The sequence below is a fragment of the Namhaeicola litoreus genome (assembly GCF_042679565.1).
Taxonomy (GTDB): domain Bacteria; phylum Bacteroidota; class Bacteroidia; order Flavobacteriales; family Flavobacteriaceae; genus Namhaeicola; species Namhaeicola litoreus.
Window position 1 is genome coordinate 463,058 of the sequence record NZ_JBHTMY010000003.1, and the last position, 14,499, is coordinate 477,556.

Consider the following 14,499-nt stretch of genomic DNA (forward strand, 5'->3'; position numbering starts at 1 on the left):
ATAATAATTGTGTAAAAAATGTTACTTTAATAAGTGAAATAGGTAAAAATAATTAACTTTGCCACGGAATTTTATAAAAGAGTTCTAGGTTTATGGAAAAGCATCAAAGGATAGTTAACAATGTTCTAGAGTTAATTGGAGATACACCGCTTATCAGATTAAACAAAATCACCCAACATTTATCAGGTCAATTTTTGGTAAAATATGAAGGCTATAATCCTGGTCATTCAATGAAGGATAGGATTGCGTTACATATTGTGGAAGAGGCAGAAAGACGCGGTGTTTTGAAAAAGGGAAGTACGGTGATCGAAACTACATCGGGAAACACAGGTTTTAGTGTAGCGATGGTTTGTTTGATTAAGGGTTACAATTGCATTCTTGCAGTTAATTCTAAAGCTTCAGAGGGAAAAATTGGTATGTTAAAAGCAATGGGTGCAAAGGTTTATGTTTGTCCTGCTCATGTTAGTGCAGATGATCCTAGGTCTTATTATGAAGTTGCTAAACGTTTACATGCAGAAACAGCTGATTCTGTTTATATCAATCAATATTTTAATAGCTTAAATTCAGAATCACATTATTTATCTACTGGGCCTGAAATTTGGGAACAGACTGAAGGAAAAGTTACACATGTGGTAGTCGCAAGTGGTACAGGAGGGACAATTTCTGGTGTTGGAAAATATTTGAAAGAAAAGAATCCAAATATCAAAGTTCTTGGAGTAGATGCCTATGGGTCATTATTGAAAAAATTTCATGAAACAAAGGAATTGGACACCAATGAGCTTTATCCTTATCGCATCGAAGGATTAGGTAAAAATCTGATTCCTAGTGCAACAAATTTTGAAGTAATCGATGTTTTTGAAAAAGTAAAAGACGAAGATGCAGCCCATAGAGCGAGAGAATTGGCAGTTTCGGAGGGATTATTTACAGGCTATACAAGTGGGGCAGTTTTACAAGCTACCATGCAATATGCAGATAAGGGCTATTTTGATAAAGATAGTATGGTCGTTTTGGTTTTGCCCGATCATGGATCTCGTTATATGGAGAAAATTTACAGTGATGAGTGGATGCAAGAACAAGGATTTTTTGATTCGCAAAAAGTTTCTTCAGGAGAAGTTGAATACGTTTAACAAACATAAAATAATACATCATTAGGCTGATTGTTATAACAATCGGCCTTTTTATTTTAAAACTAAAAAAACCTAACTAATTTAGTGTACAAGAAGAATTTGAGTAATTTTGCAAAAGTTTTAATTAATTTGAACTAGATGAAAGATCTATTTGAAAGAATAAATAATGATAAGGGTCCTTTAGGGAAATGGGCGAAACAAGCAGAAGGTTATTATGTTTTTCCAAAGTTGGAGGGACCTATTGCCAACAGGATGAATTTTAACGGTAAAGAGGTAGTCACCTGGAGTATAAATGATTATCTAGGATTAGCCAATCATCCTGAAGTAAGAAAAGCTGATGCCGAAGCCGCTCAGGAACACGGTATGGCTTACCCTATGGGAGCAAGAATGATGAGTGGTCATACTGTTTTTCACGAACAGCTAGAAAAAGAATGTGCAGAATTTGTTAATAAGGAAGCTGCTTATTTAGTGAATTTTGGATATCAAGGAATGGTGTCGGCTATCGATGCGCTGGTTACAAAAAATGATGTTATTGTATATGACGTAGATTCGCATGCTTGTATCATTGATGGTGTGCGTTTACATCAAGGTAAAAGATTTACTTACCGTCATAACGATATGGAGAGTTTTGAAAAAAACTTGATAAGAGCAACTAAAATGGCAACAGAGTTAAATGGTGGTATTTTAGTAATTAGTGAAGGTGTGTTTGGAATGCGTGGTGAGCAAGGAAAACTAAAAGAAATTGTTGAGCTTAAGAAAAAGTACAACTTTAGACTTTTGGTAGATGATGCGCATGGTTTTGGAACACTTGGAAAAACTGGTGCCGGAGCAGGAGAGGAGCAAGGCGTACAAGATGAAATTGATGTGTATTTTGCAACCTTCGCTAAATCTATGGCCGGATTCGGCGCTTTTTTTGCGGCAGATAAAGATATAATTCAGTATCTACAATACAACATGCGTTCTCAAATGTTTGCCAAATCACTTCCAATGGCAATGGTTAAAGGGGCATTAAAGCGATTGGATATGATAAGAACCATGCCGGAGTTACGCGAAAAACTTTGGGAAAATGTGCGAGCCTTACAGGAAGGTCTTGTAGAAAAAGGGTTCAATATTGGAAATACAAACACTTGTGTAACCCCAGTATTTTTAGAAGGAGAAATACCTGAGGCAATGGCATTGGTTCAAGATTTACGAGAGAATTATAAAATATTCTGTAGTATTGTTGTTTATCCTGTAATTCCTAAGGGAATGATTTTGTTAAGATTAATCCCGACAGCGGCACATACATTAGACAATGTGAGGGAAACCATCGAAGCTTTTTCATCAATTAGAGAAAAGTTAGAAACAGGAGTTTATAAACAAATTGCTGCAGCATTAACCTAAAAAAAACCGTCTTCAGACGGTTTTTTTATTCCTTTTCTACGGATAACCTAGCTTTAGCTTTTATTTTTTGATCTGAAAAATTCTGATCTAAATATTTAAAGTAACCAACAATACCTATCATTGCAGCATTGTCTGTCGTGTATTCAAATTTAGGGATATAGGTTGTCCATCCTAAATCTTTTTCCGCATTTTTAAGTGCTTGGCGAATACCTGAATTAGCAGAAACACCACCGGCGATTGCAATGTGCTCGATGCCGGTAACTTTCGAAGCGTGTTTAAGTTTTGCCATTAGGATATCAATAATTGTTTTCTGTAAAGAAGCACAGATATCCTCTTTGTTCTCTTCTATGAAATTTTGGTTTTCTTTTTGATTTTTCTGTAAAAAATACAAAACTGAAGTTTTTAGACCGCTAAAACTAAAATCCAGTTCATTTTGAGTTTTTGGTTGAGGAAAACTAAAACGATCAGGATTTCCTGCAGCCGCTAACTTGTCTATAAACGGTCCTCCGGGATAGGGTAACCCCATAATTTTAGCAGCTTTATCAAATGTTTCGCCAACTGCATCATCTATGGTTTCGCCTAAGATTTCAAAATCGAAATGACCTTTTACATTTAAAATTTGCGTATGACCTCCACTAATGGTTAAACAAATAAAAGGGAAAGGAGGTTTCTTCTGCTCTTCATCATCAATAAAATGGGCCAATACATGTGCTTGCATATGATTTACACCAATAAGAGGTATTTTCAGCCCTAACGATAAAGATTTTGCAAAAGATGTACCCACTAACAACGACCCCAATAAGCCAGGACCTTTTGTAAATGCAATGCCATCTAGGTTACTTTTATCTATTCCAGACCTTTTTAATGCAGTTTCAATAACCGGTACAATATTCTGTTGATGTGCCCTTGAGGCCAACTCAGGAACTACTCCGCCATATTCGGCATGTACTTTTTGATTTGCTATAACATTTGCCAATACTCTATCGTTCTGCAAAACCGCAGCAGAAGTGTCATCGCAAGAAGATTCTATGGCTAGAATATTTATAGTATTTTTATCCATATCAATAAAATGTACTTACAATTATTGTACTTTTAACATGCAAAAATAGGAATTTAATTATCGTACGGTTCAAAAAAATATTCATAAGATTTATATTGTTTGCAGCGCTTTTTATTGGGCTGTTAATGTTTTTGCTATCACTTTCTTCGGTCCAAACTTTTCTAGCCAAAAAAATTACTTCCAAAATTAATGATAGTTATGGAACGGAAATTCATATAGGTAAAATAGACCTTTCATCACTAAAAAGATTTGAGTTGACGGATGTTTTAATATTAGACCATCGGAAAGACTCTATGATTTATGTAAATTCTTTAAAAAGTGCTTTTAAAGATATAAAAGCAGTTCTTCACAGCGAATTTGCCTTGCAGAAGATCTCGCTTTCAGAAGGTTTTTTAAGAATGAAAACATATAAAGGAGATTCAATAAACAACCTGACATATTTCGCTAATTCATTTCATTCTGATGAAGAATCAGAGACTACTTTTAAACTGAGTTCGCCAAATCTTTTGTTGGAGAATATTGAATATACTCTGATTGACGAAAATAAAAATAATGAACCTATTGTTTTTTATTATGGAATTACGGGAGAATTAAATGAATTCTCAATTTTTGGTTCAGAAGTGAAGGCGAAAATCCGAAAAGTAAAGATTCCAAAAAACCATTTGATACCAGTAACTTTTTTTAAAACTGACTTTTTGTATTCTGATCAAAGAATGGAGTGTCTGAATACATCTTTCAATTCGGAAAATTCGAATATTGAAGCAGATATTATTTTTGAATATGGTGAAGGAGATATGTCTGATTTTAATAATAGAGTTAAAATAATAGCAGATTTTACTGAAGCCAATTTAGCCTTGGTAGATCTAAATATATTATACGATGAATTTGGCACCAAAGATATTATTCATTTTAAAACGCGAGCAACAGGTACGATTAACGATTTTCAATTGAACAATCTCGAATTATATACCGAAAGAAAATCTGAACTTATTGGAGACATCAGTATTCAAAATGTATTGGACGCTGAAAATTTTGCATTACAGGGAGATATAGATAAAATTGCGGTAAATTATGATAATCTAAAGAGACTTTTGCCAAACCTTTTGGGTAAAAATTTACCCGAAAGTTTGAGTGAAATGGGTACTATAAAAGCTGCAGGTGATTTAAACCTTACTAAAAACGAACTGAATGCGAATTTAAGTACAACTTCGAATTTTGGTATTTTAAATACAGATATTTCATTGGTAAATCTTACTCAAAAAGAGAAGATGAGATACAGAGGAACTGTAGAACTTAAGAATTTTAAGATTGGAGAGTTCGCAAAAGATCCTAAAATGGGTAAAATTTCTTTGCAAGGAGAGGTAAATGGTAGCGGTTTTACGATTAATACGATCAATACGACTGTTGTTGGTAATATTTCCAAATATGAATACAATGATTATACTTATAAGAATATTGATGTCAACGGTATTTTTGAAAATAAGCTTTTCAATGGAGAATTGAATGTGAATGATCCAAATTTGCAGATGAAATTCTCGGGAATAGGAGATTTTGTTGGAGAAATAAATAAATTTGATTTCAGTGCAGATGTAGTTTATTCTGATTTTAAACAACTCAATCTTTATAATAAGTACGAAAAGTCTATTTTAAAAGGGAAAATTGATCTCGCTTTTACTGGTAATACATTTGATAATTTAATAGGTGAAATTAAATTTGAAGATGCATCTTATACCAATGAGAATGATGAGTATATTTTTACGAATTTCAGTATCGTTGCTTCTGAAAAAGATTCAATTCGAACTATCGACATTAATTCTACAGATATCATAGAAGGTCAAATGGAGGGTCGTTTCAATTATAAAGATCTTCTTAAGATTGCTCAGAATTCTTTAGGTAGTATGTATGCAAATTACAAGCGTATAGATGTTCGACCAAATCAGACGCTCGATTTTAATTTCAATATTTATAATAAAATAATTGAAGTATTTTATCCAAAAGTAAATTTGGCAGCCAACACTTTTGTCAAAGGTCAAATAATTTCAAATGAGGATAAAATAGATCTCCTTTTAAAATCACCAAAAGTAAAAATCTCCGAAAATGAATTCGACCAGGTCAAGTTGCAGATTAATAGCAAAAGTCCGCTCTACAATACGATCCTCAGTATAGATAACATCACTACAGGTATATATGAGGCTTCTAATTTCAATTTGGTTAATGTAACCCTCAACGATACACTTTATGTTCGCACAGATTTTATTGGGGGCCCTAATAAACTTGAGAATTACGATTTAAGTTTTTATCACACAATTGATGAAAGAGGTAATTCCGTTGTTGGGATAAAAAAATCGGAGATCAATTTCAAAAATAATCAATGGTTCATTAATGAAAATAATAACGATCTAAATAAACTTGTCTTTTCTAATAATTTTGAAACTTTTGCCATAGATAAGATTACAATGGCCTCTGGTACTCAGAAAGTTGAACTAGCTGGTGCTTTTGGAGGAGAAGGTTCCAGTATCGATATGAACTTGGAATATGTAAACCTAGATGCCATCACTCCTGATATTGATAGCCTAAATTTTGATGGTAAAGTAAATGGGCAAATCAGTTTGCAAAGAAAGGATAAGAAATTTGTTCCTTTGGCAGATCTAATGATTAATTATTTCAGTATTAATGATTTGTATTATGGAGATCTATCACTGTTTGCAAGTGGTGATGAAAATTTGACAGAATATAATTTTGATATTAAGTTATTAAATAACGACCTCGTTTCTTTTAACTCAAAAGGAAACATAGATTTTAATCAAAAACCACCAGTAATTTTAGCGGAAGTACTTTTGGACAGAATTAAATTAGAAGCATTTAGCCCATTGGGTAAAGATGTTTTGTCAAATATACGTGGAATAGCTACTGGAAATGTGATGATTACAGGCAATCTCAATAATCCGGATTTTACTGGTGAAATTGATTTATCTAATGCCGGAATGGGTTTTCCATATTTGAATGTCGATTATAATTTTTCAGATCAATCTAAAATTGTGTTGAACAAACAAACTTTCGATTTTCAATCGATAACCTTAACTGATACAGAAATGGGTACTGAAGGTACGCTTTCTGGCAAAATTAAACATGAAGGATTTAAAAAATGGTTTCTTGACTTATTCATTTCCGGCGAAAATTTATTGGCTTTAAATACGGAAGACCAGGAAGGAGCTTTATACTACGGAACCGCTTTAATTGAAGGGGAAACAACTATTTATGGTCCTGTTGATGATCTCTTGATAGATGTTGAGGCAACAACTAATCCTGGAACCAAATTCGTTATTCCACTAAGTGATGTAAGTACGGTTGGAAACTCTAACTTAATTCATTTTGTAAACCCAGATGAAGAGGACGATGAAAACGATAAGACAATTCCATTTGCTTTAGAAAAAATGAAAGGTTTAAACTTAAATTTTAATTTGAATGTTACCAAAGATGCGGTGGCAGAAATTGTAATAGACAAAAAAACAGGAAGTTTACTTAAAGGAAGTGGAGACGGGAATCTAAGATTAGGAATTGATATGAATGGCAGATTTGAAATGTATGGAGAATTGCTTATTAATAACGGAGAGTATTTGTTCAAAAACATAGTGAGTAAGAATTTTGCTGTGCAAAATGGTGGAACGATTATTTGGAATGGAGATCCGCTAGATGCAAACATTAATATTGAGGCATTATATAAAACCAAAGCGAATCCATCGGTATTGTTGGAGGATATATCGAGCTCTAGAAAAATTGATGTCAACCTTATAACCACTTTAAGTGGGTCATTATCCCAACCCCAATTTGATTTTGATATAGAAATACCAACTGCAAGTTCTGATGTCACAACTGAGTTAAATTTTGTTTTAGCCAATAAAGATGAAAAACTGACACAGTTCTTTTCATTACTTGCCACAGGATCGTTTTTTAATACGGATCAGAGAAAGGGAGAATTTAACAGCGGTGCTGTTATTGCCGGTACTGTGGCAGAGCAGGCTTCGTCAATATTGTCGAATGTACTCAGTTCTTCAAATGATATTTTCCAAATAGGTGTAGATTACGAGGTAGGTGCTCAAAATAGGGTTGAAAATGTTGTAACAGATGATCAATTGGGAATACTGGTATCGGGTAGAATTGGAAATAAGGTAATCGTTAATGGCAAAGTTGGGGTCCCAGTAGGGGCAAATACGCAATCAAGTGTTGTGGGGGAAGTGGAATTACTTGTCCCCTTAAACGAAGCAGAGACCTTGATGGGTAAGGTGTATAATCGTCAGAATGAAATTCAATTCGACCTAGATAGCGAAGGGTATACTCAAGGAGCTGGTATTTCCTATCGATTCGACTTTGACAATACTACGGAGTTTATGGAGAAAATTGGTTTAAAAAAGAGTGAATCAGAAAAATCACTCACAAAAAAGCAAAAAGACAGCATAAAAGTGAGTGAAAAAACTGCGAAAAATGAAAAAAAGGAAATTAAACAAGCTAAAAAACAAGATGAAATGTAAAAATATCATAAAAATTACTTTTTTTTGTAATTGATATGCCAATTTTTGCTGTTTAGCGAATTTTTTAAAAATAAAACTTGAGGTTATCTTACATTTAGGTAATAATTTTTTTTTGTTTCAATAACAGCACTTTTAAATTAAATACATTTCAAAATGAATAAATCTTCGAACTTTTTTCCACTTCTCATAGTAGGTGCACTTTTCTTTATTTTAGGTTTTATTACTTGGCTTAACGGACTCTTAATACCTTATTTAAAGACGGCCTGTGAATTGACTAATTTCCAAGCATTGTTTGTAGCCTTTGCTTTTTATATTTCATTCACACTCATGGCCTTACCTTCCTCTTGGATATTAAAGAAGATTGGTTTCAAAAGTGGAATGAGTTTAGGATTGTTTATCATGTCTTTAGGAGCCTTAGTTTTTATACCGGCTGCCAATACAAGAGATTACACTTTTTTTCTTACAGGTTTGTTTATATTGGGAACAGGGATTGCTTTGCTGCAAACAGCTGTAAATCCATATGTTACCATTCTTGGGCCAATAGATTCTGCCGCAAAGAGAATTAGTATCATGGGTATTTGTAATAAAGTTGCAGGTGCACTTGCGCCTTTAATTCTTGCCTATTTTATTGTGCGTGAGGGAGATGATGAAATGATTAAAACTTTAGAAACCATTGCTTTAGATGAGAAATTGAGACTGCTTGACGAAATGGCCGAGCGCGTGATTGTTCCTTACATGGTAATGGCTGCTGTATTGTTCTTACTAGCTTTAGCAATTAGATTTATTCATTTACCTGATCTAAAGTCGGAAGATGATGACACTAAAAATGAAAAATCCGGAGAGATTGTAAAGACAAGTGTTTTTCAATTCCCCTATTTGATCTTAGGGGTAATAGCCTTGTTTTTTTATGTTGGTGTTGAGGTAATTGCAGGTGATACAATCATTCGTTATGGAGAATCATTAGGCATCGAGTTGAATGTGGCGAAAGTATTTACAACCTATACCTTGACGGCAATGCTAGTTGGATATATTTTGGGTATCATACTCATTCCTAAATATATCAGTCAAAGAAAGGCATTGCAAGCTTCTGCTATTTTAGGAATCATTTTTTCATTTGGAGCTATCTTTACGGATGGATTTACTTCAGTGTTTTTTATCGCGATATTAGGTTTGGCTAATGCATTGGTTTGGCCGGCTATCTGGCCATTGGCCATTCATGGACTTGGAAAATTTATCAATACTGGGTCTGCATTGTTGATCATGGCAATTTCCGGGGGTGCAATTATTCCATTACTTTGGGGTAAGATTGCCGATTTATCATCGCCAAGAGAAGCATATTGGATTATGATTCCAAGTTATTTGATTATATTGCTTTACGCAACAAAAGGCTATAAAATTAAGAAATGGTAAGGAGATTAATCCTCTATCAAGGTTGACGGTAATAATCTACAAATTTTGGAATCATTAGTATTATGCTTAAAGAAGAAAGACAGAACTATATTTTAGAGAAATTAAGGGAGTTAAACCGCGTAAAATCAAACGAATTAGCTATTGAGTTAGATGTTTCTGAAGATACAATTCGTAGAGATCTAAATCAATTGGCACATAATGGTTTGATTCTAAAAGTACATGGTGGTGCACTTTCAACCCACCAGAAACTATATTCCTACAATGAAAGTTCTGTATTTAATAGGGAAAATAAAATTGCAATTGCAGAAAAGGCCATTTCCCTAATAAAAGAAGGACAAACAATTATTATTAGTGGCGGTACTACAAATCTTGAACTAGCCCGCTTAATACCTCATGATCTAAAAATTACGATCTATACATATAGTTTGACAATTGCGATGCAACTAACTGAACATCCAAATGCAGAGGTGATTATTATTGGCGGAAAATTGAATAAAGATGCATTGGTAACAGTTGGAGTAAATGTGGTAAAAGTTTTGTCAAAAATCAAAGCAGATATTTGCTTTTTGGGTACAAGTGGTTTGGATGTTGAAGAGGGGATTACAGAAGTAGGTTACGAAGTTTCTTTTATTAAAAGAGTGATGATCGCTTCTTCACAAATGGCAGTTACTTTAGTAACATCGGATAAATTAAATACAACACAACGTTATCCTGTGTGTGATTTAAATGAAATCCATAAAATTATCACTGAATTATCTCCGGATGACCCACTGCTTTATCCCTTTATGAGAAAAGGGCTTGATGTACTATAGCGTGTAAAGGTTCTTTGTTAATGTAATAATATATCGAAAAGGGTGGCTAAATTTGCCACCCTTTATTATATATGCATAAAAGCGCAAAAAAATATGCGTTAATTTGCATGTTTTAAATTTATCAGTTATATTCGCCTCATAAACATGAATAATCAGATTATTTCACTTTAAGAAATATTTAAAAATATAGTTTGTTTCAGATGTTTTTATTTGATGGTGTAGTACAAAGGGAATGGCTTGAGAAACCATTCCCTGTCTATGCCAATTTCAAAACACCAAAAAAATAACCTTTGAGTACACTTTTAATCTTTATCATCATAGTTGCCTATTTTTCTTTGATCATGTTTATATCCTACATGACTTCAAGGAAACAGAGTGATGATACTTTTTTTACTGGTGACAGAAAATCACCTTGGTTTTTAGTGGCTTTTGGTATGGTAGGAGCAGCGCTCTCAGGAGTGACCTTTGTCTCCGTACCAGGTATGGTTGGAAATAACAGTTTCTATTTTTTTCAGTTTATCCTGGGAAACGTAGTGGGATATCTATTTATCACTTTTGTATTAATTCCGCTGTATTACAAATTGAATCTAGTTTCGATTTATGCTTATCTAAAAGATAGATTTGGCTTTAAGACTTACAAAACCGGTTCTTTATTTTTTATTATTTCTCAGTCTTTTGGTGCATCCCTAAGACTATTGTTAGCAGCAAAGATTTTACAGTTTGCCTTTTTTGATGCTTTGAATATTCCCTTTTTTCTTACGGTAATTATAATACTTTCACTGGTTTGGCTTTATACCAATAAATCCGGAATTAAGACGATCGTTTGGACAGACACATTGCAAACTTTTTTTCTAATACTTGCTGCAATTATTACAATTTATGCTATAATAAGTTCTTTAGATTTAAATCTCGTTGAGTCAGTAAAAGAAGTCACTAAACACAAGTATTTTGATGTTTTTAATTGGGATCCTAAATCGGGAAATAATTTTTTTAAACAGTTTATTTCAGGTGTTTTAATTGCAATTGCAATGATGGGATTAGACCAGAATATGATGCAAAAAACACTTACTTGCAAAAACTTGAAGGATGCTCAAAAAAACACATTGACATTTAGTTTAATCTTGGCCATAACTCAGTTCTTATTTTTGGGCTTGGGGATAATGCTGTATTTATACGCCGAAAGAAATAATATATCATTACCAATGGGAGAAAACGGTGTATTTTTAGATACAGACACACTATTTCCAAATTTAGCCATTAATTACCTTGGAGTTATTGCAGGAATTAGTTTTCTATTGGGGATTATTGCAGCCTCTTTTTCTAGTGTTGATTCTGCTCTCACCGCCTTGACTACTTCTTTTACTTATGATTTTATGGAAATGGAAAGTAAAAGTGGGGTACAAAGGAGAAAACTTAAGAACCGTGTTCTTTTCGGCTTCTCTTTGGTCGTGTTCTTGATTATTATGGCATTTTCGGGAAGTCGGGGAGATGTGATAAGCACAATTTTTAAGGTTGCAGGATACACTTATGGTCCCTTACTTGGGCTATATTTATTCGGTATGTTTACCCATGTACAGATTAAAGATAAATATGTACCCTTAATATGTATAGTGGCACCAATTTTAACGTATATTTTAAATATTTGGACTGCATCTGCGTTTAATTTTGATTTTGGTTTTATCAATATTGCTGTAAACGCTTTTTTAACAGTGCTAGGATTATTATTAATTAAAAAGTAAATGTTTTTACTATGTCGGTAAAGAAAATAACTGAAGAACCCTCAAATTATGATTACTTAGAAGAAATGAGTGTTCACGACTTATTGGTCAATATTAACCATGAGGATAAAAATGTGCCAATTGCAGTTGAAGAAACAATTCCACAAATTGAAGCTTTAGTAGAGCAGATCATTGAAAAATTTGAGATGGGTGGGAGACTTTTTTATATAGGAGCTGGTACAAGTGGTAGACTTGGTGTACTGGATGCTTCTGAATGTCCTCCAACTTTTGGCGTACCGCATGATTGGGTAATAGGGTTAATAGCTGGTGGAGATAAGGCATTTAGAAAGGCGGTTGAAAATGCTGAAGATGACATAGAACAGGCATGGAAAGATTTACTAAAGTTTAATATTAATTCAAATGACGTATTAGTTGGAATTGCCGCTTCAGGAACTACGCCTTATGTGATTGGGGGACTGCAAAAGGCGAATGAGAATGGGATTGTTACTGGTTGTGTAACATGTAACCCTGGATCTGAAGTGGCAGCCAATGCTAAATATCCTATCGAGGCAATTGTTGGACCCGAGTTTGTTACCGGCAGTACAAGAATGAAATCTGGAACAGCACAAAAATTGATTCTAAATATGATTACAACTTCTTTAATGGTAAAATTGGGAAGAGTAAAAGGTAATAAAATGGTTGATATGCAATTGACCAATAAAAAATTGGTTAAACGTGGTACGATGATGATTAAAAATGAATTAAAAATAGATGAAGATCTTGCATTAGAACTCTTGATGAAACATCAAAGTGTGCGCAAAGCCATCGAAGAATATTCCAAATAATTACAGGTTAATTTTTTTGTAGGCCCACCAAGTTTGGTGGGCTTTTCATTTTTAATTTTTCGAATCTCCTTTTTTAATCGACGAATTAAGGATTATTGAAGTCTTCAGTTATTTTTAAGTTATTATATTTGGAGAGTAAAAAATAGGATAAAAATGCAAGAACTCCATATTTATAATTCACTCACCAATAAAAAGGAATTATTTACACCCATTCAAAAAGGGTATGTGGGTATGTATGTTTGTGGACCAACGGTTTATAGCAATGTTCATTTGGGTAATGTGAGAACATTTATGTCTTTTGATCTTGTATTTCGTTATTTGCAGTTTTTGGGTTTTAAAGTGAGATATGTAAGGAATATTACTGATGCCGGTCATTTAACAGATGACCAATCCGAGGATAAAATTTCCACTAAAGCTCGTTTAGAAAAAGTTGAGCCAATGGAAATAGTTCAGCGATATACGGTTGATTTTCATGAGACCTTGGCAGAATTCAATTTTTTACCACCAAGTATAGAGCCTACAGCTACAGGTCATATTGTAGAGCAGATAGAGGCCATTAAAACTATTTTAGATGCAGGTTTAGCCTATGAAATTAATGGATCAGTATATTTTGATGTCCTTAAGTATAATGAAAATGAGCATTATGGTATTCTTTCAAAAAGAAAATTGGAAGAAACCATAGAAAATACCAGAGATTTAGATGGGCAATCAGACAAAAAGAATCCGCAAGATTTTGCCCTTTGGAAAAAAGCGGAGCCAGAACACATTCAGCGTTGGCCTTCTCCGTGGGGTATTGGTTTTCCCGGCTGGCATTTAGAATGCACGGTAATGAGTACTAAATATTTAGGAGAGCAGTTTGATATTCATGGAGGTGGGATGGATCTGAAATTTCCACACCACGAATGTGAAATCGCACAAGCCCAGGCCTGTAATCATATTGCGCCAGTTCGTTTTTGGATGCATGGAAACATGTTAACCCTAAATGGTAAAAAAATGGCAAAATCAACAGGAAATAATATACTTCCAAGCCAGTTACTTACAGGTGATAGTCCGTTTTTAAGCAAGGCTTATCATGCCGATGTGGTTAGGTTTTTTATGCTTCAGGCACATTATAGAAGTATTCTGGATTTCTCTGATGAAGCCATTTTATCTGCCGAAAAGGGATACCAACGTTTAATGTCAGCAGTTGTTGAATTGGAAAAATTAAGAGCTGGTAGTTCTTCAGATTTTGATGTATCAGAATGGAGAAATTTGTGTTTTGAGGCTATGAATGATGATTTTAATAGCCCGATTTTAATTGCACACCTTTTTGATGCTGTAAGAGTGATTAACGGAATAAAAGATGGTAAACTATCGCTACTTGCGGAAGACCTTGAAATGCTGAAGACAACTATGAATAGCTTTATTATTGAGGTTCTGGGCCTTAGGGTTAAAGAGCAGCAGGGTGATTTTTCTGACAAAATAAAAGCAACAGTTCAAATGTTAATTGAGATAAGAGAAGAGGCTCGAGCCAATAAAGATTGGGCTCTGTCAGATAAAGTAAGAGATGATTTGGCTGCTGTGGGTATTCAACTAAAAGATGGAAAAGATGGCACAACTTTTTCGTTGAACTAAA

9 protein-coding genes are annotated in these 14,499 nt (G+C 33.9%); 8 read left to right on the forward strand and 1 reads right to left on the reverse strand.

What is annotated here, in order from left to right; all coding sequences use genetic code 11:
• Nucleotides 1–92: 92 nt before the first annotated feature.
• Together ACFQ39_RS09365 and ACFQ39_RS09370 are read left to right on the forward strand one after the other, a co-directional pair.
• On the forward strand, nt 93–1,127 hold the full coding sequence (locus tag ACFQ39_RS09365) for a PLP-dependent cysteine synthase family protein (protein ID WP_377178365.1): 1,035 nt from the start codon (nt 93–95) through the stop codon (nt 1,125–1,127).
• A gap of 138 nt (nt 1,128–1,265) precedes the next feature.
• On the forward strand, nt 1,266–2,510 hold the full coding sequence (locus ACFQ39_RS09370; protein ID WP_377178367.1) for an aminotransferase class I/II-fold pyridoxal phosphate-dependent enzyme: 1,245 nt from the start codon (nt 1,266–1,268) through the stop codon (nt 2,508–2,510).
• A gap of 25 nt (nt 2,511–2,535) precedes the next feature.
• Here ACFQ39_RS09370 and tsaD read toward each other — a convergent pair whose 3' ends face one another.
• Complete coding sequence (gene tsaD / locus ACFQ39_RS09375; RefSeq protein ID WP_377178369.1) at nt 2,536–3,570, reverse strand: tRNA (adenosine(37)-N6)-threonylcarbamoyltransferase complex transferase subunit TsaD; 1,035 nt, start codon at nt 3,568–3,570, stop codon at nt 2,536–2,538.
• A gap of 125 nt (nt 3,571–3,695) precedes the next feature.
• Here tsaD and ACFQ39_RS09380 point away from each other — a divergent pair, with 125 nt between their 5' ends.
• From ACFQ39_RS09380 to cysS, 6 genes are all read left to right on the forward strand, one after another.
• On the forward strand, nt 3,696–8,099 hold the full coding sequence (locus ACFQ39_RS09380) for a translocation/assembly module TamB domain-containing protein (protein ID WP_377178371.1): 4,404 nt from the start codon (nt 3,696–3,698) through the stop codon (nt 8,097–8,099).
• A 153-nt stretch (nt 8,100–8,252) separates the two neighbouring features.
• Nucleotides 8,253–9,509 carry a sugar MFS transporter gene (locus tag ACFQ39_RS09385; RefSeq protein ID WP_377178373.1) on the forward strand — a complete coding sequence of 419 codons (1,257 nt, stop codon included), beginning with the start codon at nt 8,253–8,255 and terminating at the stop codon, nt 9,507–9,509.
• Nucleotides 9,510–9,571: 62 nt separating this feature from the next.
• The gene (locus ACFQ39_RS09390; protein WP_377178375.1) at nt 9,572–10,321 is read left to right on the forward strand and encodes a DeoR/GlpR family DNA-binding transcription regulator; all 750 of its coding nucleotides are present in this window, start codon (nt 9,572–9,574) and stop codon (nt 10,319–10,321) included.
• 290 nt (nt 10,322–10,611) lie between these two features.
• Nucleotides 10,612–12,060, forward strand: coding sequence for a sodium:solute symporter (locus ACFQ39_RS09395; RefSeq protein ID WP_377178377.1), 1,449 nt, complete (start codon nt 10,612–10,614; stop codon nt 12,058–12,060).
• 11 nt (nt 12,061–12,071) lie between these two features.
• Nucleotides 12,072–12,884 carry an N-acetylmuramic acid 6-phosphate etherase gene (murQ, locus tag ACFQ39_RS09400; protein WP_377178378.1) on the forward strand — a complete coding sequence of 271 codons (813 nt, stop codon included), beginning with the start codon at nt 12,072–12,074 and terminating at the stop codon, nt 12,882–12,884.
• A gap of 153 nt (nt 12,885–13,037) precedes the next feature.
• Nucleotides 13,038–14,498, forward strand: coding sequence for a cysteine--tRNA ligase (cysS, locus tag ACFQ39_RS09405; RefSeq protein ID WP_377178380.1), 1,461 nt, complete (start codon nt 13,038–13,040; stop codon nt 14,496–14,498).
• Nucleotide 14,499: the final 1 nt, after the last annotated feature.